The organism is Halorubrum sp. Atlit-26R, assembly GCF_003666015.1.
GTDB lineage: Archaea > Halobacteriota > Halobacteria > Halobacteriales > Haloferacaceae > Halorubrum.
Map to the genome: position 1 here is coordinate 75,751 of NZ_QPLT01000014.1, position 24,949 is coordinate 100,699.

General features: G+C 67.9%; 21 protein-coding genes. 11 read left to right on the forward strand and 10 right to left on the reverse strand.

The annotated features are described in order from the left end of the window. The first annotated feature begins 235 nt into the window (after positions 1-235). Positions 236-1,480 (forward strand): ATP-grasp domain-containing protein, encoded by a 1,245-nt coding sequence (locus DVK07_RS14750; RefSeq protein WP_121597761.1) that lies wholly within the window; start codon positions 236-238, stop codon positions 1,478-1,480. Positions 1,481-1,522: 42 nt separating this feature from the next. Here the strand turns inward: DVK07_RS14750 and DVK07_RS14755 are convergent, their stop codons facing one another. Further along, on the reverse strand, positions 1,523-2,269 hold the full coding sequence (locus tag DVK07_RS14755; RefSeq protein WP_233565447.1) for a DapH/DapD/GlmU-related protein: 747 nt from the start codon (positions 2,267-2,269) through the stop codon (positions 1,523-1,525). Between the two features lie 151 nt (positions 2,270-2,420). On the opposite strand from DVK07_RS14755, the gene DVK07_RS14760 reads away from it, so the two are divergent. Continuing rightward, on the forward strand, positions 2,421-2,852 hold the full coding sequence (locus tag DVK07_RS14760) for a hypothetical protein (protein ID WP_121597764.1): 432 nt from the start codon (positions 2,421-2,423) through the stop codon (positions 2,850-2,852). Here DVK07_RS14760 and DVK07_RS14765 read toward each other — a convergent pair. Then, positions 2,849-4,291: a carotenoid oxygenase family protein gene (locus DVK07_RS14765; protein ID WP_121597765.1), complete on the reverse strand. Its 1,443-nt coding sequence runs from the start codon at positions 4,289-4,291 to the stop codon at positions 2,849-2,851. The genes DVK07_RS14760 and DVK07_RS14765 overlap by 4 nt on opposite strands. 322 nt (positions 4,292-4,613) lie before the next feature. On the opposite strand from DVK07_RS14765, the gene DVK07_RS14770 reads away from it, so the two are divergent. After that, positions 4,614-5,666 (forward strand): zinc-binding dehydrogenase, encoded by a 1,053-nt coding sequence (locus DVK07_RS14770; RefSeq protein ID WP_199719533.1) that lies wholly within the window; start codon positions 4,614-4,616, stop codon positions 5,664-5,666. A gap of 238 nt (positions 5,667-5,904) precedes the next feature. Here DVK07_RS14770 and DVK07_RS14775 read toward each other — a convergent pair whose 3' ends face one another. Both DVK07_RS14775 and DVK07_RS14780 read right to left on the reverse strand, forming a co-directional pair. Continuing rightward, on the reverse strand, positions 5,905-6,654 hold the full coding sequence (locus DVK07_RS14775; protein WP_121597766.1) for a class I SAM-dependent methyltransferase: 750 nt from the start codon (positions 6,652-6,654) through the stop codon (positions 5,905-5,907). 39 nt (positions 6,655-6,693) lie between these two features. After that, entirely contained in the window at positions 6,694-7,077 is a 384-nt protein-coding gene (locus DVK07_RS14780) for a helix-turn-helix domain-containing protein (protein WP_121597767.1), read from the reverse strand. A gap of 171 nt (positions 7,078-7,248) precedes the next feature. On the opposite strand from DVK07_RS14780, the gene DVK07_RS14785 reads away from it, so the two are divergent. Genes DVK07_RS14785 through DVK07_RS14800 form a run of 4 tightly spaced genes read left to right on the forward strand, consistent with a single transcriptional unit; the run spans position 7,249 to position 9,404 of the window. Further along, positions 7,249-8,523, forward strand: a complete 1,275-nt coding sequence (locus DVK07_RS14785; RefSeq protein ID WP_121597768.1) for an RNA-guided endonuclease TnpB family protein — start codon at positions 7,249-7,251, stop codon at positions 8,521-8,523. Between the two features lie 41 nt (positions 8,524-8,564). Continuing rightward, positions 8,565-8,786 carry a hypothetical protein gene (locus DVK07_RS14790; protein WP_233565448.1) on the forward strand — a complete coding sequence of 74 codons (222 nt, stop codon included), beginning with the start codon at positions 8,565-8,567 and terminating at the stop codon, positions 8,784-8,786. Position 8,787: 1 nt separating this feature from the next. Continuing rightward, the gene (locus DVK07_RS14795) at positions 8,788-9,111 is read left to right on the forward strand and encodes a hypothetical protein (protein WP_121597769.1); all 324 of its coding nucleotides are present in this window, start codon (positions 8,788-8,790) and stop codon (positions 9,109-9,111) included. Next, positions 9,108-9,404 carry a hypothetical protein gene (locus tag DVK07_RS14800; protein ID WP_121597770.1) on the forward strand — a complete coding sequence of 99 codons (297 nt, stop codon included), beginning with the start codon at positions 9,108-9,110 and terminating at the stop codon, positions 9,402-9,404. The genes DVK07_RS14795 and DVK07_RS14800 overlap by 4 nt, the downstream gene beginning before the upstream one ends. 346 nt (positions 9,405-9,750) lie before the next feature. Here the strand turns inward: DVK07_RS14800 and DVK07_RS14805 are convergent, their stop codons facing one another. The 3 genes from DVK07_RS14805 to DVK07_RS14815 form a co-directional block, all read right to left on the reverse strand. Continuing rightward, the gene (locus DVK07_RS14805; RefSeq protein ID WP_121597771.1) at positions 9,751-10,665 is read right to left on the reverse strand and encodes a hypothetical protein; all 915 of its coding nucleotides are present in this window, start codon (positions 10,663-10,665) and stop codon (positions 9,751-9,753) included. Between the two features lie 9 nt (positions 10,666-10,674). After that, positions 10,675-12,699, reverse strand: a complete 2,025-nt coding sequence (locus DVK07_RS14810; protein WP_158603165.1) for a PKD domain-containing protein — start codon at positions 12,697-12,699, stop codon at positions 10,675-10,677. Positions 12,700-12,835: 136 nt separating this feature from the next. Further along, entirely contained in the window at positions 12,836-19,936 is a 7,101-nt protein-coding gene (locus DVK07_RS14815) for a malectin domain-containing carbohydrate-binding protein (RefSeq protein ID WP_121597772.1), read from the reverse strand. A 665-nt stretch (positions 19,937-20,601) separates the two neighbouring features. Between DVK07_RS14815 and DVK07_RS14820 the strand changes: the two genes are divergently transcribed. Next, on the forward strand, positions 20,602-20,979 hold the full coding sequence (locus DVK07_RS14820) for a YccF domain-containing protein (RefSeq protein WP_121597773.1): 378 nt from the start codon (positions 20,602-20,604) through the stop codon (positions 20,977-20,979). Positions 20,980-21,050: 71 nt separating this feature from the next. Here DVK07_RS14820 and DVK07_RS14825 read toward each other — a convergent pair whose 3' ends face one another. Next, complete coding sequence (locus DVK07_RS14825; RefSeq protein WP_121597775.1) at positions 21,051-21,845, reverse strand: winged helix-turn-helix domain-containing protein; 795 nt, start codon at positions 21,843-21,845, stop codon at positions 21,051-21,053. A gap of 209 nt (positions 21,846-22,054) precedes the next feature. Here DVK07_RS14825 and DVK07_RS14830 point away from each other — a divergent pair, with 209 nt between their 5' ends. Continuing rightward, the gene (locus DVK07_RS14830; protein ID WP_121597776.1) at positions 22,055-22,999 is read left to right on the forward strand and encodes a DMT family transporter; all 945 of its coding nucleotides are present in this window, start codon (positions 22,055-22,057) and stop codon (positions 22,997-22,999) included. 29 nt (positions 23,000-23,028) lie between these two features. Here DVK07_RS14830 and DVK07_RS14835 read toward each other — a convergent pair whose 3' ends face one another. Beyond that, on the reverse strand, positions 23,029-23,217 hold the full coding sequence (locus DVK07_RS14835; protein ID WP_121597789.1) for a hypothetical protein: 189 nt from the start codon (positions 23,215-23,217) through the stop codon (positions 23,029-23,031). A 147-nt stretch (positions 23,218-23,364) separates the two neighbouring features. After that, on the reverse strand, positions 23,365-23,646 hold the full coding sequence (locus tag DVK07_RS14840; protein ID WP_121597777.1) for a hypothetical protein: 282 nt from the start codon (positions 23,644-23,646) through the stop codon (positions 23,365-23,367). Between the two features lie 107 nt (positions 23,647-23,753). Here DVK07_RS14840 and DVK07_RS14845 point away from each other — a divergent pair, with 107 nt between their 5' ends. Together DVK07_RS14845 and DVK07_RS14850 are read left to right on the forward strand one after the other, a co-directional pair. Continuing rightward, positions 23,754-24,122 (forward strand): hypothetical protein, encoded by a 369-nt coding sequence (locus DVK07_RS14845; protein WP_121597778.1) that lies wholly within the window; start codon positions 23,754-23,756, stop codon positions 24,120-24,122. Then, on the forward strand, positions 24,119-24,688 hold the full coding sequence (locus tag DVK07_RS14850; protein WP_121597779.1) for a hypothetical protein: 570 nt from the start codon (positions 24,119-24,121) through the stop codon (positions 24,686-24,688). The genes DVK07_RS14845 and DVK07_RS14850 overlap by 4 nt, the downstream gene beginning before the upstream one ends. The last annotated feature ends 261 nt before the right edge of the window (positions 24,689-24,949 follow it).

Sequence of the window (24,949 nt, forward strand, 5' to 3'; positions counted from 1 at the left end):
CGCGTCGAAACCGGCCGATAGTACTTCTCGGCGGTTTTGAGGCGGTTCCGGGCAGTCAGATCGCCGTGTCGGCGTTCGACCGGCGTCTGCGGCCGACGGGAGACGGTCGAGGTGGGCCGACCGGCGCCCGAGTGTCGGGGCGCGCGGCGGGGGGCGCGCGAACCGGCCGGGCGGCGCCTGACCGAGCGGGAGTATCGACGGGGTAACTTTGCGTCGAGGTGGCGACCACCGGGACATGACCGCCCACTCCAGCGAGCAGGACCCACGGGCGCTCGTCCTCGACGGCGACAGTCAGGCGTCTCTCACCGTCGCCCGATCGCTCAACGAGCGGGGCGTCACGGTCGACGTGGGGTCCGTCGAGCCGGGGTCGATAGCGGCGCACTCGCGACACGTCGCGTCGTCGTTCTCGCACCCCGACCCCGCGGTCTCGCCGGAGGCGTTCGTCGACGCCGTGATCGAGCGACTGACGACCGACGAGTACGAGGCGGTCATCCCCACCCGCGACGACACCACGACGGTCGTCGCGAAGTACCAGGATCGGCTCGCCGCGACCGGGGCGACCGTCGGCGTGGAAGACTGGGACCGGTTTCGACTCGTGGCCGATAAGGCCCGGACGTTCGAGATCGCGAGCGAGCTGTCGGTGCCGACCCCGCACACCCGCGCTCCCGAGTCGATGGCCGAGGTGAAGTCGGTCGCGGACGAGTTCTCGTACCCGGTCGTCGTGAAGTCGCGGTCGAAGCACGTGTGGGCGGCCGGCGACCGGCTCGACACGCAGCTCGTCGACGACGGTCACTACGCCGACTCCCCCGAGGCGCTCGTCGAAACCTACCGCCGGCTCCTCGCCGAGAACGACTCGTTTCGGCAGACGCCGCCGCTGGTTCAGGAGTACGTCCCCGGACAGACGACCACGACCGTCGGCGTCGCCGACGACGGGACGTTCCTCACCCACTTCCAGGAGCGTCGGCTCCGCACCACTCCGGCGTCCGGAGGGAACTCCACGCTCATCCGCGGGTTCCGCGACGAGCGCCTCCTCGAACACGCCTCGGAAGTGATCGAGGCGCTGGGCTGGACCGGCCCGATCCAGGTGGAGTTCATGTGGACGCCCGACGACGAGTTCGCGCTCATCGAGGTGAACGGTCGGTACTGGGGGTCGACGCCGCTGGCGGTCGCCTCCGGCGTCGATATCCCCGCAGTCCACTACGCCCTGCTCACGGGGGCGACCCCGCGGCCGTCACAAGGGTACCGCGACGACGTGGTCCAGCAGCGGCTGCTCTACGGCGACCTGAAGTGGCTCGACGAGCAGCTCGAAGCGGGGAACCGCTGGGCGCTCGTCCCGTTCGCGGCGGCGCTGCTCCGCGCGGACCAGGTGTTCGTCTCGCTCGACGACCCCGAACCGACGGTCGCGGCGGTCCGGCAGGCCCTCGGGCTCGCCGGGAACGGCGTCGCCGACGCGGTCCGCGAGCGAATACGGGCGCGCTGAGGGCACGGTGCCGGGGTCTCGACGTGTCCGCGACGCGCGACGCTACGCCGACTCGACGGTTTCCCCGTGGCGCTCGGCGAGGTTCTCGCCCAACACGTCCGCGTGCTCCGCCGCCAGCTCCGCCTTCTCGTCGTCGCCGAGGTACGACTTGAACTTCCGGACGCGCGCCGGCGTCCCGGCGGCGATACAGTGGGGCGGCAGCGAGTCGGTGACGACCGCGTTCGCGCCGACGACGGCGTTGTCGCCGACCGAGACTCCCTCGGTCAGGAACGCGAACGCGCCGATCCAACAGTTGTCGCCGACGGACGTGTCGTCCGCCTTCGTCGCGAGGGCGTCCTTCGGCGTGGACAGGGCCATCGCGTCCGGGCGGCCCGGCCCGTCGGCGTCGGGACCGCGCATGTCCTGGTCGGCGACCCAGTTCTTCGTGTAACAGAAGACGAAGTGGCTCACGGCGGTGTTGTCGCCGATTCGGACGCGGCGGCCCTCGGCCGCCTGAATCCGCGAGTGCCGTCCGATGTACGAGTTCGCGCCGAGCTCGATCGATCCCCGCCCGTACATCGTGATCCCGGGACCGTTGAACCGGAACTCCGGATCGATATCGTACCGCTCCCGATAGCGCGCGTACTCGCGTCGGTAGCGCGCCGCCTGGAGGAACCGACCGATCGACCCCGTGACGCCGTTGAAAAGCAGCGCCTCCGTCACCGGGTTCGACACCAGCGCGCGTTCGATCCGCTTGAGCACGCCCCGAATCGCGACCGGGCGGCCATTGTTACGCTCCGGCTTCCGCACGTCTGTGAGGCCGAATCTCGGTCCGGAGTACGGTAGGAGTCTGCTACCGTGCGCCGAGCGAGATCGCTATCCTCGTCCCTCCCGGAGATCTCACCGCGCGTCGCGGGAGCCGTCGAAGCCGCTATTACGCTTGACCGCGTTAACATACCACATGAGCGCGACGCCATCGGAGACCGGTATCGACGACCGACGGACGGAGAGCATTCTCAGCGCCACCCGCACCGGCCTCGGCGACGATCTCCGGAGCGTGGTGTACTTCACTCCGTCGTCGTTCGATCTGCTGTACGTCCGGGCGGACCTCTATCCGTCCGACGAGAACGCCCGCGAGCGGAAGGCGCAGCTGGTCCGGCTCGAACGGGTGGGGTTCGCGGAGCGCCCGGTCCGAGACAGCATCGCGCACAGCGACGACGGCCCGGACATCGGCCCGTACAACTTCACCGTGCGATTCCACGACGAGGGGTTCGTCGTCAGGGTGCTCGGAGGGGACGCGGGCGTGCTCTTCACGACCGACTCGATGGACGTCGGCGCCTTCCGAGAGGCGGCCACCGCGATCCGAGGGGTCCTCGACGGGGCCGACGCCTAGGCCATGCTCCGCCCGGGAGCGTCGTGCCCGTAAAACTGTCCGTGGAAGCCGAAGGGGAGCCGATGTGGGAGGTGCGCTCGACCGAGCTCGTCGAGCGTCGCGGCGTCCAGACAGACGAGCCGCGAGCGGTCGGCCTCGGGGTCTAAGACCACGGAGAGGAGGACGCCGTCGTCCTCGTCGTCCGCGTCCGGCGCCGGCACGAACAGCGGCTCGCCCGGATGGGTTCCGGACTCGCGCCACCGTCGAATGGTCCCGGCCTCCACGTCGACCTTCGTGACGTCCGTCGGCAGACTCGAGTCGCCGTCGGTCTCGGCGAGGTAGACGTACCGGTGGCGCTCGCCGTTCACCGCGCGGTAGTTGATCGTCGGGAACTCGACGGGGCCGCGGTACACCGTCTCCGACGCCGCTTCTCCGCCGGACAGCGGCACCGTATACCGACGCAGATCGCCGCGCGGGAGGTCGGGGTCGTCGCTCCGGAGGTTCGACAGCGCGAGCCCGGTGACGGCCCGCTCGTCGTCGAACCCGACCAGGTCGACGACGATCTCCCCGTCGCGCTCGTAGGCGTTCGCGTGGTGGTAGACGAACGCCGGCGGCGCCGTCGCGGTCGCCACGTGGTCGCCGGTCGACCGGTCGAGGACGACGAACCGCAGCGGCGCGTCGAGCGGACGGAAGGCGTCGAGGAACGTCTCTCTCGTCACCACGCCGCGGAGGAGTCGGCCCGCGTCGAGGCCGAACGCGTTCACCGTGACGACGACGTGCCGGTCGGTCACCGCGAACGAGTGGACGTACGGCGCCTCGTCGAAGCGCAGCCGCGTCAGCGGGGTCGGCTCGCCGCCGTCGCCCGGTCGCCTGAACAGCGTGTACACGGTGTCGCGGCCGTACTCGACGCCCAGGTTGTAGAAGGCGTCCTCGTCGCCGTCGTAGTGGACGTGCGCGAGCGTCAGGTCGCTGTCGAGCCCCGCGGCGAGGTCGATCCGGCCGGTCGTCTCGAGGGTACCGGGATCGAACGTCAGCGCCGTCGGCGACTCGGTGACCGCCGCGAGCTCGTCGCCGAACCGCTGGACGCCGATGACGGGGTTGTCGGGGAAGGTCCCCTCGAGGATCTGTCGGAGCCGCGTCCAGAGCGGGCGGTCCGGCGGCGTCCCGGGGAACGGGGTGCGAACGCCGCCGCGATCCCGCGCGAACGCGTAGTCCCGGCTCTCGACGAACCGGTTCGCGTACGTCACCTCGCCGCCGTCGATCCGGAACCGGCGGAGCATCGCGAACGGGTCGAACCAGTGGCGCAGCGCGGTGTCGCCGGCCTCGAACTGCCCCGGGCCGTTGCCGATCAGATCGCCGGACAGCCAGTCCGGGAAGGTCCCGTCGACCGGGAGCGGTTCGTCGTCGATCTCCTCGCGTTGCGTCCGGAACCCGGCGCGGTAGTCGGCTGGGTCGCTCACACGTACCACAGCGGCTGAACGGGCGTAGCTCTTTCCACGCCGGGGTCGCGCCCCGCCGGGACGGCGCGTGTCGTCCCGGTGCGCCCGCCGGTCGAGGGCGGGTATGAACCGAATACCGAGGTGACGCTCTCGGAGTCGGCCGGGGACGCGGCCGGGGGGACGGGGCCTCGGCGGCGCCACCGGAGCGCGTAGCGCTCCGGCTAACAAAGTGCTCGCGGCGGCCATGGCTCCGCGTGACTTCGAAACAGGAGACACGGACGGGAGACGCACCGGCCCCCGCGACCGTTCGCGCCGGCCCGACCCCGAGCGGGGGTGACGCCGCGTGAAGGCGTTCGTGATGAACGGCGTCGGCAAGACGGGATTCGCCGAGAAGGACCGCCCGGAGCCCGGGCCGCTCGACGCGGTCATCCGGCCGACGGTCGGGCTGGTGTGTACCTCGGACGTCCACACCGTCCACGGCGCCATCGGAGAGCGAGAGAACCTCACGCTCGGCCACGAGGTCGTCGGCGTCGTCGACGAGGTCGGGTCCGAGGTGGCGGACTTCGACGCGGGCGACCGCGTGGTCGTCGGCGCCATCACGCCCGACTGGGGGTCGGCCGCCGCGCAGGACGGCCACCCGTCGCAGTCGCACGGGCCCCTCGGCGGCTGGAAGTTCGCTAACGAGAAGGACGGCGTCTTCGCCGAGTACGTCCACGTGAATCAGGCGGACTGGAACCTCGCGCACATCCCGGAGCCCATCGCCGACGAGGTCGCGGTGTACACCACCGACATGATGAGCACGGGGTTCGTCGCGGCCGAGAACGCCGACATCCCCGTCGGCGGCGACGTCGCCGTCTTCGCGCAGGGACCGGTGGGACTGATGGCGACCGCCGGCGCGCGGCTACAGGGCGCGGGGCGCGTCTTCGCCGTCGAGACCACGCCGAAGCGACAGGACATCGCGCGGCAGTACGGCGCCGACGTGGTCATCGACTTCGAGGACGAAAGCCCGATACAGGTCATCATGGACCACACCGCTGGCGTCGGCGTCGACGCCGCGATCGAGGCGCTGGGCACTCCCGATACGTTCGCGCAGTGCGTCGAGGCCGTGAAGCCCGGCGGAACGGTGTCCAACGTCGGGTACCACGGGAGCGGCGACGAGGTGCCGATCCCGCGAGAGGAGTGGGGCGTCGGCATGGCCGAAAAGGAGATCACGACCGCGCTCTGTCCCGGCGGGCGGCTCCGCCTCCGGCGGCTCCTCCGGCTGCTCGAACACGGCCGCGTCGACCCGACGCACCTGACCACCCACGAGTTCGCCTTCGACGAGGTCGACCGGGCGTTCGAGCTGATGGAGTCGAAAAGCGACGGGGTGATCAAGCCGCTCGTCAACTTCGACTGACCGGCGCCCGGAGCGCCGAACGAGGGTCGCACGCGGCGGGATCCGGCCGCGCCGCCGCCCGGCTACGCGCCGTCACCAGGCTACCGTGCGGTCACGGACGCGCGCACCGGACCGGTCGGCCGCAGCGTCACGCTGGGGTGGAGCGACAGCTCCTCCCGACGTAGCTCGACGTCGAGTTCCCGGAGCACGTGCGCGAGGGTCAGTGACGCGTGGCGTCTGCCGTGGGAGGACGTCAATTTCACCGTTCCGGGTTGTCTCCGTCCGTTCGCGCCGCCGACTCCGGCCGCGCCACGTAGTACGGGCGGGGGTCGAAGACCAGCGGTCTCCCGGGCCGACGCTGGGACGTGCCCACCAACCGATAGCCGATCCGGGCGAGCTGCCGTCGCTGTGCCGGGGGCGTGATCCCGTAGGTCAGTTCCACGCCGTGCGCGAAGGCGATCCGCTTGTACCGAGAGCCGAACAGTCCGGCGCGGGCGTTTCGCAGCAGGAATCGACCGACCGAACCCCAGTCGCTCGTTCGGCTGGGATCGAACAGGTACCGGTTGAGCGCGTTGTTGGTGCTGAACGCGAGCAGGCCGTCGGGGGTCAACACGCGGGCGATCTCCCGCAACGCCGCGAGCCGAGCGGGCTCGGGGTAGACGTCGTCGAGACCGGCGTTCGCGAACACCGCGTAGCCGAACGAGTCGGCGGCGAACGGCAGGTCGGTCGCGTCCCCCAAAGCGAAGTCGAGCTCGGGGAACTCCTCGCTCGCGGCTGCGGTCATCGGCTCGCTCAGGTCGACGCCGACCGTCTCGAACCCGCGGTCGGCCAGCGCGCCCGCGACCCGGCCGGTGCCGCAGCCGACGTCCAGCACGCGGGCGTCGCGGTCCTCGAAGTACGTCTCGACCAGCCGCCGCTCGTGGTCCCGCAGCCCGGAGCTGTTGCGCGCGACGTGCCTCCGAACCACGGCATCGTCGTCGTAGTACGCGGTGGGCGGTCGGTCGGGCATGGCATCACCTCGGCGGCGAGCGCAATTGTTAGCATCGGCTTAGTCGGTGTTGCCGGGCTCGTCGGTCGAGCGCTCCGTGTCCGGTGCGGACGAATCGAACTGAACGACCAACTCCTCCACGGAGAGCGCGTGAACCGTCATCTCCGTTCCTTTCTCGGAGTACCACGTGTCCACCGGTTCGACGAGGTCGGCGTCTTCGAGCCGATCGAGGTGGTACTCGGCGTTCTGGAGGGACGTGTCGATCGCTTCGGCGACGTCCGAGGCCGTCGCCGGTCCGTCGTCGAGCGTCGCCAGTATCAGCTGTGCGGTCGCCGAGGAAACCACCTGGAGTACGTCGGTCGGCTGTTCCGCGTCGACGACGACGCTCGTCCGTTCGCGCGGGGTGTGCTCGACGGGCGTCCGGTGGGGGAACGCGGTTGGCATGCGTATCAGCATAATACAAGGTGGGGCCTCCGACCTCAAGGAGCGAGCGGAGCGAGCGAGTAGGTCGGAGAGGAAACCGACCCAGCATGACACCAGCCACGTTCGATTGTCGGCCGACTCCTCACAGAATCGTTACTGATTTAAAAATAAGAGAATACATCTGAAATACGGATGGAGGTCCGCCGCACCGTCCCTGTCAAGCTCAATGTGGCCGACAGCGACGCCGACCTCCTCCATGAAACTATCTCCGAGTTCCTGTGGGCTGCCAACTACGTCGTCGACCACGCGTGGCAAGGTGAGTATAAAACGACGAGCAAAGCCCAACTCCAACGTGAAACCTACGACGACGTGCGGGCTGAGACACGGTTACAAGCGAATCTCGTTCAGAACGCTCGCAACAAGGCCGCCGACGCCGTCCAAAGTGTCGTCGCCCGCTGGAAACAAGGCGACTACGCAGGGAAACCGTCCTTTTCCGCTCACACACTCGTCTACGATAAGCGGTGTGCGACGTTCAACGACGACCACGTGACGCTCTCAACCGTCGAAGGTCGCATCACGGCCAAGTACGTCCTTCCAGACGAGGAACGCGAGACCCCCCACTCGGAGTATCTGTTCAACGACGACTACGACGTGACGGGCGCAGAACTCCACTATCGAGACGGCGAGTTCTACCTTCACGTCCGCACAAAGGCGGACGTGGAGTTCGAGACTGCCGACGAAGGCAACGACGAGCACAGCACAGTCCTCGGCGTTGACCTCGGCATCGAAAACGTCGCCGTCACATCAACAGGCACGTTCTGGAACGGCGCAGAGCTAAACCACTGGCACCGCGAGTTCGAAAAGCGGCGTGGATCGCTTCACCAGCGCGGGACGCGGGCTGCTCACGAAACCATCCAATCGGTCGGACGCACCGAGACAGGTCGGTACGACCACTTTTTACACACAGTCTCGAAAGAACTCGTCGCGGAAGCCGTCGAATACGACTGTGACGTGATCGCGTTCGAGAACCTGACCGGCATTCGTGAACGGATGCCGAACGCCAAGAAGTTCCACGCGTGGGCGTTCCGACGCCTGTTCGAGTACGTCGGGTACAAAGCCAAAATCGTCGGCGTCTCGGTTGAACAGGTGAGTCCTGCCTACACCTCCCAGCGATGTTCGAAGTGCGGGACGACACTCCGAGAGAACCGCGAGACGCAAGCACGGTTCTGTTGCCAGAAGTGCGGTTACGAAGTGAACGCCGACTACAACGCGGCGAAGAATATCGGTCTGAAGTATCTCCGCTCGGCGCAAACGTCGTCGAGCGGAGGCGCACCCGTAAACGTGCGCTTGAATCGCGGGACGTTGAATGTGAACGGCGATTACGAGCCTGCCAGCGATGGCCAGAACAGGAGTCCACGCGAAAGCCCCACCCTCAACGAAGCGAACGGCAATGCCGTGAGCGAGTAGGGTGGGGTAGTTTACTCGATGAACTTTGTACGGCCTGTGAGATGTCCGACGCGACGGCGTACCGCCGCCTCGACCGGCTACGGGACGCGGACCTCGTGACCGAACGGCAGGAGTTCGACCCCGACGGCCACCATTATAAGCGGTACGCGGCGACGGTCGAGGACGTCACCGTCACGTTCACCGACGGGGGCTACGAAGTAGCGGTGACGCGCTCGACCGATCCCGCCGACCGCTTCACGGATCTGTTCGAGGGGTTGTCCTGAGATGCTCCCGATACAGGTGGAGACGACCGGGGCCGACCCGCTCGTCGGGCTCGGCGTGATCGCGCTCTCCGTGGTTTCGGTAGTGTTGTCGCTGATCATCGCCGCGGTGCTGATTCGCGGTTATCGTCGAGGACCGGCGCACCGCGGGATGCTCTGGCTCGCAGTGGGCCTCATCTTTCTGATCACGGTGCCGGAACTGCTCCGCGTCGGGGTGCCGACTGCGACGGACATGGGCAGTACGGGTCGGTCGCTCCTCGTCAGCGGCTGTGAGTTGGTCGGGTTGGGAACGATCCTGTGGACGGTGTACGGCGGGGGGATGCGATGATACCGGCGAGCCTGTCGGCGGTAGGGCCGCTCAGTGTGGTGTTGATAACCCGCAGCGTAATCGCCGTCGTGGGACTGTTCGTCGCGACGCTGGCCTATCGCGGATACCGGCGTAACGGCTCCGCCAAGATGCGAGCGCTCGCCGTCGGCATCGGTACGCTGACCGCGGGCGTCTCCGCGGCCGTCGTGTTCGCCGATGCGGCCGGCGTGGGGAACGGGATCGTACTGCTCGTGCGGGGCGTCGTGACCGTCGTCGGCCTCTGTGTCGTGCTGTACGCGATCGCCGTGGCCTGATGCCCACGAGCGCGGGAGGAGGTCAAACCGCTAGCGCAACGTGCCACATTCGCGCGCTGTATTCAGCACGGCTTCTACGAACTATCAGCGACCAAGGATTTCAACAAAGCCGGATCTGTGGATTGACGTGGTGTATACAGCCGAACCGCATCGCCGGGCTGTAAGGGGTACGTCGCTGCGCTGTCCGCCGAGTTGAGTCCTCCTCCGGCTTCAGGCGGAGGAACCCCGACCGCAGTTGGGGGATAAGCGGCACGGACCCGGTCACGATCACCCGATGTCGGAATCACCACCGTCGACGATTGCGGTCGGCGCAAAAAAAAAGCGGACCGAGCTGGGATCCGACTGGTCAGCGCAGCCGGCGCCGGTAGACTATCCCGCCGGTCAGGGCCGCCACGGCGAACAGCGCGAAACCGGTCGCGGCAGGTGAAAACAGCGAGAGGGACTCCCTCGCCTCGGTCGGGACGACCCAGTCCTCGTCGCCGGCGTCCGATTCGGACGCGGTCCCCGACGACTGCTCGTCGGACGGCGTCGTTCCGGTCGACTCGGCGTCGGCCGCGGAGCCGTCCTCCGTGCCGTTTTCATCGGTGTCGGCCGATTCCGACGCGGTTCCCCCCGATTCGTCGGACGACGTGCTTTCGGTCGACTCGGCGTCGGCCGCGGAGCCGTCTTCCGTGCCGTTTTCATCGGTGTCGGCCGATTCCGACGCGGTTCCCGACGACTCGTCGGACGGCGTGGTTCCGGTCGACTCGCCGGTCGATTCGGTGTCACCGTCGACCGTGAGCGTGGATCCCGCTTCGGTGGTCACCTCGTACGGGCGACCCGTCTCGTCTCCGAGGGTCTCGACGGCGACGGTGAGGTCGGTCTCACCGGCGGCTTCGGCGGCGACGGTGACCGTCGCGACGGTAACCTCGCCCGCGTCGGCCGTGTCCATCAGCGCGGCGCGGACGGTCACGCGCGAGCCGTCGGGAGCGACCTCAACATCGCGGATCCCCGGGTCGCCGGCCACCTTCGCGTCGACGACGGCCGCCACGTCCGGGTCATCGGTGGCGACGGTCAGGTTGTACGCGCCGACGCCGCCCTCGGTCTCGCCGACGACCACGGAGACCGTCGCGGTCTCCCCGACGGTTGCTGGCCCGTCAGGCCCGACGAGTCGCACCGGCGTGTCCGTCGCGGCGACGGCCGGCGCCGCGGTCGCGCTCAGCAACAGCAGCCCCACCAGGGCCGCCGTCGGGAGCGCGGTTAGTGTGTCAATGCCCGCCATGCGCTCGGGTCACCCCGTCTCCTCGGCGAACAGCGTCTGGATGTCGAGCAGCGAGAACTCGCCGTCGCCGTTGAAGTCGAACGCCTCGGGCGAGTTCTGTGCGGCCGCGCCGTCGCGGTCGGCGAACAGCGTCTGGACGTCGAGCACGTCCACGGTACCGTCGCCGTTGACGTCCTCGTAGACGCCGTCACCGTCCGGGTCTTGGGCCGGACTCTCGGAACCGCCGACGACGAGGGTCGAGGCTTCGAGCGTGGCGCCCGACGTGGCCGTCACCGTGTAGGCGTTCCCGGACTCGTCGCCCAGCTCGGAGACGTCGAGCGAGACCCCCGTGGTCCCCTCGGCGGCGGACTCGACGGTGACGGTGCCGAGCGTCACGCTCCCGGTGTCGGAAGTGTCGACCAGGACCGCCTCTATCGTCGCCGAGGAGCCGTCTTCGGCGATCTGGACGTCCGCGAGTTCCTCGTTGGCGAGGCTTGCGAGATCGACCCCGGAGATCGACGCCACGCTCGGGTCGTCGACGGCGACGGTCATCGAGTAGACGCCGACGCCGCCCTCGGCGTCGTCGACCGTGATGTCGTACTCGGCGGAGTCGCCGACTGCGACGAGGTCGCTGTCGGGCGACAGGCCGACCTCGGCGGACGGGCCGTCGGTCGGCGGCTCAGTCTCGGTATCCGCGACCGTGACTGCCACCGTGTCGGTGTCAGTCGCCTCGCCGTCGGAGACCTCGACCTCGAACGTGAGCGTCTCCTCACCGTCGACGTCGGGGGCCGTGAACGACGGCGTCGCAGTGTCGTCGTCGCTCAGCCCGACTGCGGCCCCACCGGTCTGCGTCCAGTCGTACGAGAGGCCGTCGCCGTCGGGGTCGCTCGACGCGGCCGCGTCGAGCGTGACGGAGCCGTTCTCCTCGACGGTCTGGTCGTCACCGGCGTCGGCCGTCGGCGGCTGGTTCTCCGGCGCGTCCGGCGTCACGTCGAGCGTCGCCGACGCGCTGTCGTCGTCGGTCGAGAGCGTCACGTCGTTGTTCCCGACCGAGAGACCGGCGGTGTCGACGGCGAAGTTCACCTGCTGACCGTCGCCGCCGGAAAGCGTGAGCGACTGGCTATCGACCTCGCTGCCCTCGACGGCGAGCGAGATCGTCTGTGTATCGCCCTCTTCGCCGACGTTCTCGACGGTCGCGGTCACCGAGGCGTCGTCGCCCTGCGTGACCGGCGACTCGACGTCCAAGTTCGAGACTTGGAAGCTCGCCGGAACGGGCGCTTCGCTCACGGAGACCGTCTGCGTGGTCTGTGCGGTGGCGCCGTCGTCGTCGGTGACGGTGAGCGTCACGTCGTAGTCGCCCGCGGCGTCGTACGCGTGGCCGGCCGATTCGCCGGTCGCCGTGTCGCCGTCACCGAACGCCCACTCGTAGCTCGCGATCGAGCCGTCCGCGTCGCTGGATGTAGACGCGTCGAACGAGACCGTCTCACCCGCGTCGGGCGAGTCCGGGCTCGCGGTGAACGACGCCGTGGGGGGCTCGTTCTGGTCGGGCGCTTGGACCGTGACCGTGGTCGCCGTGGTGTCTATCTCGTCGTCCTCGTCGGCGACGCCGTCGTCGTCGTCGGTCGGGTCGACGCCGGAGCCGGTCGCCGAGAGCGTGTACTCGCCGGGCGTCGCGTCGTCGGGTACCTGAACCTCCGTCGTGACTTCGTAGGTTCCCGCGGAGAGCCAGACGACCGCCGGAGCGTTCGACGGCAGCACGGTTCCGGTTTCGTCCGACGGGTTCACGGCCCCGCCGGCCGAGTCGGTCACCGTGCCTTCCCAGCCGTCGGGGAAGGCCAGTTCGACGAGCGGTCCGTTAACGTCTGCCGCTTCGAAGGTCGTCGTGAGCGTTACCGTGTCTCCCGGGGCGACCGCGGTGTTGTCTGCTGTCTGTTCGATCGAGACGGCCGGGTCCGCCGCCACCGTCCCCACCGGTCCGAGGACCGAGAGGACGAGCGTGAGCGCGACGAGCGCCGTGACCGTCTGTCTGAGGGAGTTGTGTACTGTGTCGTTCATCGATTGTCGTCGTGTCGTTGGGTATCGTGTCGTCGGGGCGGTCGTCGCTCGGTCCGGTGACTCGTCGGCCCGACCGCTGCGGTCGGTCGCAGGCGAACGCCGAACGAGTGCGGGTCGTGGTCGGTCATCGGTCCACCTACTCCGAGTCCCCCTCCGATTCCACGACCTCGATGGCTCTGACCTCGGGTTCCTCGGCAGCGCCCTGCTCGAAGACGACCGAGATCGTCCCGTCGCCGTCCTCCGTGACGGTGAATCGCTTCGTCGTCCCCGTCGCGTGCCCGACGTCGGCCACGGGATCGTACTGCGTCAGGACCTGCTGGCCCTCGATCGAGGCGTTGAACTGCCGGTCGCCCGGCTGGTCCGTCTGCGGGAAGGAGTTCGCCAAGGAGAGCCGCACCTCGACCAGTTGCCCAGAGTCCACGGAGAACTCCCACGTCATCTCGCCGTACCGCTCGGAGTCGAACACCGACGCGGGCGTCGACGCGGGAACGGTGCTGTCGGGCGTGACGTCGTCACCGCCGTCGTAGTTCCCGCCGTCCGCGGCAGCGAGGTACGGGGATTCGGTGCCCGTGACGCCGGTCCAGTCGGGACCGTCGTCGGTCGCGGCCACCGTGCTCCCGCCGGCGTTCACGCGGTGGAGGACCGCGGCAGGTTGCGGATCGTCTCCGGCGCTCTCGTCGTACTTCAGCACCACGACGTTCGACGTCTCGCCGGTGTCGCCGCCGCCGTCCTGTACGGCCGCGACGAAGTAGTTGAAGCCGCCCTCGGCGCCGCTGCTCGACGTGTTGGTGAGGGAGACGTCGACCGTCGCCTCACCGTTCGAGTCGAGCGTTATCGTCTGGTACTCGACGTTCTCGGCGGTGTTCGCCTCGTACGCCTCGAGGTCGTAGCCGTCGGCCTGATTTGCGAGTTCGAGCTGCCCCTCCACGTGGAGGAACTCGACGGTCGCGTCCGCCGGGCCGGAGACGGTTACGGTCTGGTCGGCCGCGGAGACCGTCGCCGCACCGTGGCGCGCGTCGAGCGCGTCGCCGTCGAGCGAGACGTTCTGCGCGCCGAGCGTCGGAGCGTCCGAGACGTTGGCGGTCGCGGCGGCCTGCGAGCCGCCGCTGCTGCCGTCGCCGAACAGGCTCGTCGTCTGCGTGCTTCCGTCGGCGTACTCGACAATCACCGTCGTGCCCGCGAGCTCCAACCCGGAGACCGAGCCGGCCGCGCCGGTCCCTTGGGCGTTCTTGATGCTCGTCGGGTCGATGTCCGTCGAGAACGCGAACGTCTCGCTGCCCTCGAAGTCGCCGAAGTCAACGACGAGCTCGTCGTATCCGTCGTCGGCGTTCTGGCCGTTGTGCGGCGCGGCGAACGACCCCGAGGGGTCGACCGCGCTCGCGCCGCTGTCGGGCGTGAAGCCCTTCGCCCCGTCGTCGCCCGCGGTCCCCTGCGGGTCGAAGACCACGTCGGGGAACGCGGCGGTGCTCAGGTCGTAGGTGACCGACGAGATCTGCCGGTCGCCGGTGTTCGTGATTTCGAAGGAGCCGCTGCCGTACGTGCTGGCGTCGACGCCGCCGTTCGCGTTGACGGCGAAGTCGGCCGACGCGGTGCCGGTGTCCCCGCCGGAGTCGCCGCTCCCGTCGCCGTCGTCGCCGGAGCCACCGGACCCGTCATCTCCGCCGGAACTGCCGTCGCCACCGGATCCGCTATCCGCCTGCGTGACCGCTATCGCCGACACCTTCGCGTTGTCCTCGACGGTGCTGAAGTCGACGTTCAGTTCGCCGTCGGTCACCTCGGCGGTGAACGTCTCCGTGGCGGCCGCGTGCGCGCCGCCGGCCTCGGCGTAGATGTCGTAGTCGCCGAGGACCTGCTGGCCTTCGATCGAGACGTTGAACAGGCGGTCGCCGGCGCCGCCGTCGTTGGCGACGCCCTGGTAGAGCTCGGCGAAGTGTAGCGTGACCTCGTACTCGCCGTCCGCTAAGGACACGTCGTAGCCGAAGTCGCCGTACCGCTCGGTGTGGTACAGCTCGTCGTCGTCCGTGTTCGCGATCTCGGGGTCCGCCGGGGTCCCGGCGTTTCCGGTCGCGAACGTGGTCCCGCCGTCGAAGTTCGCGTCCGCTTGGAACGTCGTGCCGTCGGCGGCGGTGTACGCGTCGCCGCCGGCGTTCACCGCGAAGACGGTGTCGGCGGGCTGCCCCGGGTCGCCGCCGGCGGTCTCCTCGTACTTCAGGACGACCGCGTCGGAGCCGAGCCCGGTGTCGGCGCCGGGCTCCCCCCGCGTCGCCACGAAGTAGTTGTAGCCGCCGACCGCGGTGGTGTTGACCAGCGTGACGGGCACCTCGGCCTCGCCGTTCGAGTCGAGCGTGACCGTCTGATAGTCGACCGTCTCGACCTTGTTGGCCTCGTAGGCCTCGACGCCGTAGCCGGGCGTCCCGTCGTACTCGGGAACGTTCGACAGTTCGAGTTCGGCCTCGGCGTGTTGTAGCGTGACCGTCTCGCCGGGCTCACCCGTGACGGTCACGTTCTGGGTGGCCTCGCTCACGGTGGCCGCGGCGTGGTGGTCACGGAGCGCGCCGTCGTCGAGGGTGACGTTCTGTACGCCGATGCCCGGCGCCGGCGCGATCGCGTCGTCGAGCGTCGCCTGGGCGCCTCCGGCGCTGCCGTCGCCGAACAGCTGCGTCTCCTGGCTGCTCCCGTCGGCGTACCCGACGCTCACGGTCGAGCGAGCGAGTTCGAGCCCGGAGACCGGGCCGGCCTCTTGGGAGCTGAGAGTCGCGCCCTTGATGCTCGTCGGGTCGTTGTCCGCCGAGAACGACACCGACTCACCGGGGTCGAAGTCGGTGAACTCGACGGTCAACACGTCGTAGCCGTCGTCGGCGTTCTGCCCGTTGTGCGGCTGGCTGAATACGTCGTCGTCGGCCGTACTCACGACCCCGACGCCGTCACCCGACTGCGAGTCGACGCTCAGACCCTTCGCGGCCTGGTCGCCGGCGGTTCCCTGCGGGTCCCACACCATGTCGGGCATCGCCGCCGACGAGAGGTCGAACGAGACCGACGAGATCGCCTGGTCGCCGGTGTTCTCGACGGTGAACGAGCCGCCGCTGTAGGTGCTCGCCTCGGTCCCGCCGTCCGGCGTGACGGTCACCGACGCGGCGCCGAGCTCGGCCGCGGCGGCGCTGACCGAAATCGTCTCGGTCGTCGTGTTGGTCGCCCCGTCGTCGTCGGTGACGGTGAGCGTCACGTCGTAGTCGCCCGCTGCGTCGTACGCGTGCGCGGGCGTCGCGCCCGTCGCGGTGTCGCCGTCACCGAAGTCCCACTCGTAGCTCGCGACCGAGCCGTCGGCGTCGCCCGACGCCGAGGCGTCGAACGAGACCGACTCGCCCGCCGTGGGGGAGTCGGGGCTGGCGGTGAACGCCGCCGTCGGCTGCGCGTTGGCGTCGCCGACGGTGGCGCCCGTCGACCAGTAGTTGACGAGCTGTTGAATCTGGGCGTTGCCGATCGTCTCGCCCCCGGTGTCGGGGACGTCGCTGCCGGTCGACCACCAGTTGAGTGCCTGTTGGATCTCCGCGTTCTCGATGACCGAGTCGTCGTCACCGCCGGTCGCGACCGCCTCGGCGACGGTCAGTTCCACGGGGTCTGCGCCGTCGGCCGGCTGTACCGTGACGTCGACCGTGTCGGCGTCGCTGTCCTCGCCGTCGGAGACGCTCACTTGGAAGGTGAACGTCGTCTCGCTCTCCACGTCGGGCGCGGTGAACGACACCTGTTCGCTGTCGCTCATGTCGAGCAGCCCCGTGGGCGTGCCCGCGGTCTGGGTCCACGTGTAGCCCAGTGCGCCGTCGTCTCCGTCCGGGTCGGTCGAAGCGGAGGCGTCGAGGGTGACCTCGTCGCCGGCATCGACGGTCTGGTTCGCGCCGGCGTCGGCCTCGGGCGGCTGGTTCGCGGGCGGCGTGACGTACTCGACGTTCAGGTCGGTCCAGGTCGCGTCGAACGTCGACCCGGCCTGGTAGGAGGTCGAGATGACCCCGATCGCGAGGCCGGCGTCGTCCGAGCCGTCGAGCCACGCGGCCGGGATCGTCGTCTCGCCGACCGCGGTCTGCTCGCCGCCCTCGGGCGTGTAGGACGCCTGAACGGTCTCGTTGCTCGGGTAGACCGTCATCGTGAGCTCCGTGTTGTTGCTCGGGCCCGCGACCGCGGAGTCGTCGGGCTGGGCGACGTTCTGGAAGGTCCCGCCGGTCTCCTTTCCGAACTGGATACCGCCGGAACCGCCGTTCGCGGCGGTGATGAGCTTTAGATAGTTATCTTGGTCGCCGTTGCCGACGTAGATACCCATCCCCTGGTAGTTCGACGGGCTCTCGGGGAGGCCGTTCACCGTCGTCGAGACCGTGAACGGCTCCGTCGGCTCGTCCACGCCGAACTGGAAGGCGTACTGCTGGTCTTCGTTCGTCGCGTCGCCTGCGGGGACATCCTCGACAGTGAGGACCTGTGCCGCGCCGCCGACCGTCAGCTGGTCGGGGTCGTAGAGGTCCTGGTAATCGTCCTCGCCGTTCGTCATCAGGCCGGTCCAGCCCTGGCCGTTCTCGCCGAACAGCTGCGTCTCCGCGAAGTCCAGCTGTACCGGAAGCGCCGTGGTCGTCCCGTCGTCCGGGTCGACCGCGAACGGGTCGGCCGTGTCGGGCTGGCCGTCGTTGTCGTCGTCGGGGTCGTTCAGGTTCGACGTGCCGTCGTCGTCGAAGTCGGACGGCGTCGACGCCGCCGAGCACGGGTCCGTTCCCGCGTCGATCTCGTCGGCGTTGTCGTAGCCGTCGCCGTCTTCGTCGAGTGCCGGGTCGTCCGCGCCCGTACACTGCTGGCCGTCGCCTCCGTCGCCGCCGTCGCTGCCGTAGTCGTTCGGCTCGAACACCGTGAGGTCGCCGCGAGCGGTCCAGACGGTGCCCGGGAAGGAGCCGTCGTCGCCCGCCGCTTCGATGCCGAGCGCGCTGCCCGGCGTGAAAAAGTTGTCCTCCTGGTTCGTGACGGCGTCGCCGGCGGCGTTGAGTTCGACGCGCTCGACGTTACTGCCGCCCTCGACGACGAGCAGGTCGCCCTGCATCGCGCCGCCGAAGTTCGAGGCGGTGTACTCCTCGATACCGCCGGTCCAGCCGAACGTGTCGCCGAGAGAGTTGTCCTCGTCGGGACTCTGGTAGTCGCACTCGACCGGGTTCACCGCGGACGCCGGGACGGGGCTGTTCGACGCGTTGATGTCGAAGATCACGTTCCCGTCGGCGTCGTAGATGTCCGCCCCGGTCGGGTTCGCACGGATCGGGGCGGGGTGACCGCCGTAGCTGCCCTCGGTCGCGAGGTGGAGCTGATCGCCCGTGCTGTCGCCGGGTTCGTTGGGCGCGTTCGTACAGACGCCGCTCGAACCCTCGTTGACCGGCTGGCCGCCCCAGCCGCCGTTCGGGCCGTTGTCGATCACGTAGAGCTGATCGTCCGCGGACAGCACGAGGTCGTAGGGGTTCCGGTATCCCGACGAGTAGACCTGCACCGGGCCGTCCGCGAGCCACTTGGCCTGGTTGATCCCGTCGTTCCCGCCGAACGGCAGGTCGTCGCCGGGCGTGTCATCATGGTTCTGGACGGTCGGGATCGCGTAGAGGAAGTCGACGCTCGGGTAGCTCTGACTGCTCCCTTGTGCGTCGTAGTTCTCGAGGTCCTTCGCCTGGTAGTTCTGGGCGATCTGTGCGAGGTCGATCTCGAGGACGGCCGCGGAGAGCGCGTACTCCGGCGTGTGGCCGAAGTTGTTGCTCGGGGCGCCCTGATTCGTGTGACCGCCCTGTGCGACGTACAGCGTTTCGCCGTCGTCGCTCAGGTCGAGGCCGTTCGTGGCGTGGTTCTCCTCAGAGCGCGGGAGTCCGAGGACCAGCACGTCGTGGTCGACGCCCGCCAAGCTGCCGTCCGCGTTCCAGTCGAACGTCAGCCGGGAGATCGCCCCGGAGTTCGTGTCGGTGTCGTCGTCGTCCGTGCCGACGTCGATGGTCGGGTCGCTCGACGACACGTAGACGACGGGCTCGTCGGCCGTGCCACCGACCGTCAGCCCGGTGATCTGCCGGGAGTTCTCACCCGGAGCGTAGTCCCCGAAGTCGTCGTGGTTCGGGATGTCTTTGATCGCGCCGACCTGCTCCTCGTTGACGACGCTGTAGTCGTTCGCACCGTTCCGTTCGACCTCCAGCGCGTACACGTCGCCGTTCTGCTGGGCGACGTACAGCCGGCCGTCGGGACCGAACTCGAGGGCCGTCAGCGCCCCCTGTCCGAAGCCCTGAAGCTCGCTCGATCCGAAGCCGACCTCGGCGGTACTCGTGCCCTCGCCGGAGAGGTCGACCGAGAGCGGCGAGTTGCTCCCCGAGTGGTCGACCGAGAGCGTCGCGGCCGCCGGCTGGGCGTCCGCCGGCGTGAACGTCACCGGGACGTCTGCGGACTCGCCGGGCGAAAGCGTCGTCTGTGACACCCCTCCGGTGGAGAACGCTCCGTCGCCGGAGACGGAGACGTCGCCGATCGTGACGTCGGCGTCGCCGTCACCGCCGAGGTTCGTCAGCGTGACCGTCTCCGTCGCGGTGTCGCCGACGACCACGTCGCCGAACCCGACGCTCGAAGGCCCGCCGAGCGTGTTCGGCTCGGGCTCGGACTCGACGATCTCGACCGCGGAGACTTTCGCGTTGTCCTCCACAGTCGACAGGTCGACATCGATCTGTCCGTCGTCGGGCGTCACGGTGAACGACTTCATCACGCCCGTTGCCGCGCCGACGTCGGCGTAGATGTCGTAGTCGTCGAGAACGGTTTCCCCTTCGACGGCGACGTCGAAGACGCGGGCGCCTTCGCCGTCGTTGTTCGTGACGCCGTGGAAGATCTCCGCGAAGTACAGGCGGACCTCGTACGCCTGTCCGCTCTGGACGTTCTCGGAGAAGGTCCATTGCTGGTCACCGTACAGTTCGGTCTGGAACGCCGCCGTCGGCGTCGACGCCGGGACGCTCGCGTCCGTCGAGACGCTCACGTCGTTCGAGTAGGCCGTCCCGCCGGAGACGTAGGTCCCGTCGCTGGCGGCCCAGTCCGGCCCGCCGTCCGTCGCGGCGACGGTCGGTCCGCCCGCGTTCACGCGGTGCGCGACATCACCGGGCGCCGCGGCGGCCGTTCCGGGGATTACGGCCGCGCCGGTGACCATCGAGGTCACCATTAGCACCGCGAACGCGACCGCGAATAGCCGGTTGTTACCCGCTCGGGTCATCCTCGATTGCCTCCTGTTCGATCGTTCGTGTTTGTTTTCTTATATTCGTCATCGGTCTCGCCTCCGCACAGAAGCGCGATCGCTCCGCTGAGGCGGGAGCCGCTACAATAAGCAAGTAATTTAGTAAGAACGTGATAATCAAATCCGAAGTTCGTTTAGGATATCCACAACTAATTTCACGGTAAGCAGGATACAAATCAGGATAGAGTTAACGTACTCGCCGCCGCTGTCCGAGTAGCACGACCATAGGCGCTCGACGCGATCGGTCGAGGCGATCCGAACTGTCCGTTCGTGATCGCGTGACGCGGAGTCGGTTCGCTGGTTCAATTTGCGGAGCGCGCCTCGAATCGAACCCGACACCCTCTCGGACGGATGCCGTTAGACGGGTCATACCGTGCGGTCGCCGCTCGCCGAATCGTTGGGTGCGTGCCGACCTCGGCGGGCGGAAGCCGAACCATCGGGCCGTGTCGCGTGTCGCCGTCGGGGCTGACTGCCGTCGACTGTCTCCGGGCGGACGCCGTCACGCGGTTAACTGAGCGGTCCTCGCGCGAGAGTTAGCACGGCACCACTGTCCGAAGAGATGACACACGTCCGAGGACAGGACGTGTGTAGGAACGCTTCTCGTCGGCGATACGGATATACCGGGCGGACGGCTAGCGGGGTCGATGGCACAACGTTCGCTCCTCGTTCGCGCGCTGTGGTTCGTGTTCGTCGGCTGGTGGGTGACGCCGATCGTCGTCAACGTCGCGTGGCTGCTCAACGTCACCGTCGTGCTGCTTCCGATCGGTATCAAGCTGATCAACCTCGTGCCGACGGTGCTCACTCTCGCGGAGCCGCGGTCGCTTTCCGAGCCCGATTCGGCGCGGGGACAGCGCTCGCTCGTCGTCCGAGCGATCTACTTCCTCTTCGTCGGATGGTGGGCGAGCCTGCTGTGGGCGAACGTGGCGTCGGCCCTCGCGATCACGGTCGTGGGGCTGCCGGTCGCGATCTGGATGCTCAACCGGTTGCCGTACGTCACGTCGCTGTACCGGTTTCACGGCTGACCCCCGGCAGCGGTCGTTGCCGGGTTGGCGTCGGCAGAGGCAAGCGCCTACTCGACAGAATCGTCGATAGATCAGTTTTCGAACGCCCTCGGATCGAACGGCTCCGCGTGCGCCCAGTAGTCTGAGAAGGTCTCTGCGGCCCAGTCGCGAACCGCCGAGTCGTCGGTGTGGATCGCCGCGCGGAGGATCCCGCCCTCGTCGCGGACGAGGAGGTACACGGTGTCGTCGGCGACGGTGACCGAAAGCGGTACGTCCCCGTCGGCCACCCTGATCGCCGCGTCGTCGTGGTCGGCGAGGGCTCGCAGCCGCGTCCAAAGCGTATCGTCGGCCGCGAGGGCTTCGAGCGTGCTCGACGAGAGCACGGCCTCGAACGTCTGCCGGCCGGCAGTGACGCGACTGTGGGCCGTCGCGAGGCTCTGCTCGTTGAGCGTATGCGAGACCGCGCGCAGCGTCGTCGCACCCTCCATCCCGTCGAGGACGCGCTGAAGCGGCGCGCTCGGTCGAGTCCGGCTCGGCACCGTCACCGTCGCGTCGGCGAGGTGACGGAGGTCGAATCCGAACTCCGCCGTGGGGAGATACGCGACCACGTCGCGGAGCTTGCCCTCCGTTTCCAAGACGGCGACGAGGTCGTCGACCCCGTCGGCCACCAGCTCCCCGGTCGCGGTCGCGACGTGTTTCCCACCCTCCCGCGTGACCCACGAGCGCTCGGCGAAGTCCTCGAGGATGCGACCGAGCGTCGCCTGTGACGCCCCGGTCGTCGCCGCGAGTTCGCCCCGAGTGTGCGGTCGAGTCGCCAGCAGCCGCAGTACCTCGACGCGGTTCGTCGAGCGCGCGAGAAACTCGATCTCTTCGAGCGGCGCCTCCATACGAGGTCCACTCCCCTCGGGGATAAACCGGCTTCGCTCCGTGTGCGGGTTTCACGCTATGAAATGCTGTCGCGATGGGCGAACGTTTCTCAACACCGAATATTTTCTGAATTCCGTTATATGTCTGGGTGTCATTCGTTGAATTGTGACTGATCTGCTGCCTCTAACTGTCCGTTCGCGTGTCGACACGAGCGAGGTGTTACGGTAACGTGTTCACCCGACGGTCCGCCGTGCTGTTCGCCGTCTCGGCGCTGCTGTTCGGCGGGACGTTCGTCGCGGCGAAGACCGGCCTCGCGCACCTGCCGCCGCTGTTCTTCGTCGCCGTTCGGTTCGACATCGGGGCGATCGTCCTCGCCGCGTTCGCGGCGACGCACCTCTCGCGTGCCGAGCTCCGTCCGCGGACCGTCGGCGACGTCGCCGGGATCCTCGCGACCGGCGTGCTGGTGATCGGACTGACGAACGCACTGCTGTTCGTCGGCCAGCAGTACGTGACGAGCGGGGTAGCGGCCGTCATATTCAGCCTGAATCCGATCTTGACGCCGGTGTTCGCCGGGCTCCTGCTCACGGACAGTCGACTCTCCGCCCGCGGCGTCGTCGGAATGGGACTCGGACTGCTCGGTGTCGTCCTCGTGGCGGACCCGTCGCCGTCGGCGCTGCTCGGCGGGGGATTAGGCGTTCCGCTCCTCTTCGCGGCCGCGGTGACGAGCGCGTTCGGCGCGGTGGCGATTCGCCGTGCCGACGCGACGCTGTCGAGCACCGCCCGCACCGTCTGGGGGGTTCCGCTGGCCGCCGTCCTCTCGCACGCCCTCAGCATCGGCGCCGGCGAGTCCGTGACCTCGCTCTCGGTGCCGCCCGTCGCGGTCGCCGCGTTGCTGTACGTCGGCGTGTTCTCGGGCGCTATCGCGTACCTCGCGTACTTCGCGCTGATCGACGAGACCGACGCGACGCGGGCGAACCTGCTGTTCTACTTCGTGCCGATCGTCTCCGCCGTCGGCGGCTGGGCGCTGCTCGGAGAGGCCCTCTCGGTGCTGTCGGTCGCGGGATTCGGCGTGATTTTCGCCGGCTTCCTGCTCGTCAGCGGACTCTCCGTGCGCCCGTCGCGGATCGTTCGCTGGGTGGCCCCGGAGCGGTTTGTCGGTGACAGGTCGGCCTAAGCGCCCTTTGGCGACGTGACGCCGGTCGCTTAGGAACGACGTTCGTTGATGAGCGTCGGGAGAACGACGCCGATTCCGAGAAGCACCAAGTAGTGGACCCACTGGTTGTCGGTGACGGCCGTTGTACCGAACACGGATACGAGAGCGACGACGACGAAGACGGCCGTGATCTTGGTCTCCGTGCTAACCAGACCGTTCGAGCTTGTGGAGGGCTCCATGGACACGTTTCCATGATCAGTCGTGCCATACAAATATTCGGGTCTGTCGTTCCAGGGCCAGAAATTCCGCTATCAGACCGCAAACAGTTCTGTGAGAGGCTTTACAGAGAAGCGAAGCAAGTGCCTCGGGGCGTGGCCCCGAGGATGTCAGACCAGTGCGATCCCGGCACCGACGGCGACACACGTCAACGCGAGTCCGGCGAGGGCGACCGTCGACCGGTCGTCGCGTCCGTCGGAGTTGTCGGTGGAGTCGAATCCACCGCGTCCGGTCAGAACGCCGAGACCGACAACGACTGCGGAGAGACCGCCGGCGAGCGCCAGTCCGGTCCAGATTTCGGGACCATGCTGTACGACTTCTCGTGCGGCCGTTCCGGCGAGGAGGACGCCAGTCGCTATCGGGGCTGCGGCCGTCGTCTTGTTGGAGGGCATCAGTTAGACTTTTACCGTGATTCAAAAAAGCGTGGCGGTGGCTGATGTGCAAGCTTTGTGTAAACGCCGAAACGGTTATCATCCTATGTGTAGAACTCACACATAGAATGAGCGCAAGCGACGATCCGCGACGGGTCCATTTCCAGTCGCCAGAGTATCTCGTCGACCGGCTGGATGCGATCGCGGAGCTCTTTGACACGGATCGGACGGATCTGCTTGTCGAGGCGATTCGTGAGTACATCGAGGAGACGGCCGACAGTGAGACGTTTCAGGAACTTGTCGCGACGAAGTACTACGACGACCAGCTTGAGTTCGAGACCGTTAAGCAGTTGGTCGGCGCCGAGACCGCCCAGCGTCTCCGCCTTCTCAAAGCGGATCTTGAGGACGAGCCGCTCGATCTCGCTGCCCCCGACGATGTCGACATCTACGATGACGACGCGATGTCGGTCGAGGCCGCAACCGACGACGATCGATGAGCGGCGGGCAGTTGCGAACGGTCGTCGCCGACACCAGCGCGCTCGTCAGTCTCGCAGTTCCTCGAGCCGACGCGGCTGTCGACACTAACGCTCCGGACCCGTTCCAGTATCTGCTCACCTCGTGTGAGGTGTTCGTGCCGCCAGAAGTGGTCGCGGAACTCCGAGACATCACGCAGTACCAAGACATCCATGCTGCGGCTGCGAACAACGTCCTCACGGCCCGTAGCTACTACACGATCAAAGATCCCTATGAGATCGAGGAGACACCAGACTCGCGACCGACGTTCGGTCTCGATGACGGCGAAACCGATGGCATCGTCCTCGCGAACGCACACGATGTCGACGGGTTTCTCACAGACGAGTTCGGCGGAACGAACTTCCCACTGATTCACGCCGTCCTTCAGGGGCCCCGGATCGTCCCGACACCGCGGCTCATCGTCGACTACGCTCGGAACGGACATCTGAGTCACGAGGAGGCCCGAACGCTGATTACGACGATTAGCCCACATCGGAGCTGGGAGAACAGTCCGTACGTCACACAATTGCTCCACCGTCTCGACGAGTAAGGGTCGGTACATGCCCTCCATGACACGCCGTGGTGCCCTCGGTGTCGTAGCCAGCGCTATTGGCGGTATCGCCGGCTGTGCCGGTCTCCGTGGTGAGGGGTCGAGCCCCATCCAGCGGTCATGGTATACAAGATTTTACCTAAAATTCAGGCGCTAATGCCCCGTCCTCAAAGAGCAACGCAGGGAGCGAAGCGACCGAGTAGCGCAGTAGGGCGGGGATACAGCGCCGTCATCGTCTCACAGACACTCTGTAACGACCGG